At 57.9% G+C, this 971-nt stretch carries 1 protein-coding gene; it reads right to left on the bottom strand.

Features of this window, described 5'->3' with window-relative positions; translation table 11 throughout:
• Positions 1 to 891, bottom strand: an 891-nt coding sequence (locus tag ACR0E6_RS21635; protein WP_480587188.1) for a Gfo/Idh/MocA family protein, incomplete at its 3' end; no start/stop codon positions are given.
• Positions 892 to 971 lie beyond the last annotated feature (80 nt).

Here is a 971-nt window from a genome sequence, read left to right as displayed (position 1 = left end):
GAAATCCTCGATAACCGCCTGATGCCAATCATGGGTGAACGCCATGGGATCGGCCCCCCCGCCTGTGGCGGACATTTCGCCAACCGTGGACTTCTGACCATTGAAAGCGGTCAAGGTCAGGACACCTGACTCCAGATGCGCTTTGGCGCGGGTGCCCTGGATCGTGATAGCTTCAGCGGCCCCAGGGTATTCGGCAGTAGTCGCCATCAAAGTTCCCACCGCGCCGCTATCCATTTCAAAGACTGCACCTGCCCAATCCTCGGCCTCGAGATCGTGTAGTGGAGTTTTTCTCATTACAGCCTGAATGTCCGAGATCGGCCCCAGCAGCCACATCGTGAGGTCAAGCGTGTGGATCGCCTGCGAGATCATGACACCGCCTCCGTCGCGTGCATAAGTGCCTCGACCCGGCTCGTTATAGTAGCTCTGATCGCGCCACCAGGGGACACGGATCTCCACTGTGGCGATCGTGCCCAACTCACCCTGTTCAATGGCTGATTTCAGTGCCTGCGAGGCGGCGCGGGCGCGGTGCTGAAAGACGATGCCCAGCGGCGCACCTAACACCTCGCACTGCTCGACAATGGCTGTCGCGGCGTCCAGCGTTCTTTCGATAGGCTTTTCCATCAGGATCGGTTTCGAAGCAGTCGAAAGAACCCGAACCAACTCTGTACGCTGATCAGGCGGGGTTGCGATGATCGCAAAGTCGACGTTTGAGTCGTTTGCGATTTCCTCGACCGAGCTGAACGCGCGAGTGTCGTTTCGCTGCGCGAACTCAGCTGCTTTTTCAGGATTGCGCCCGAGGACGCCAGCAAGATTGAGGCCTTGCTCCGATGCCTGAATGGCAGCGACATGCGTGCCCGAAACCATCCCCAAACCAATCAGCGCAATATTCATTCGTTCCCCCGGATCACCCGGTCAGTCTGCGGGTTCGAACGGGAAAGATGCAACCATTAAAAACTGTGCTAACAATTGCG

The sequence above is a fragment of the Ruegeria sp. AP12 genome (assembly GCF_056540025.1).
Note: the sequence above shows the minus strand (reverse complement) of the source record. Positions and strands in the feature narration are given on the sequence as shown.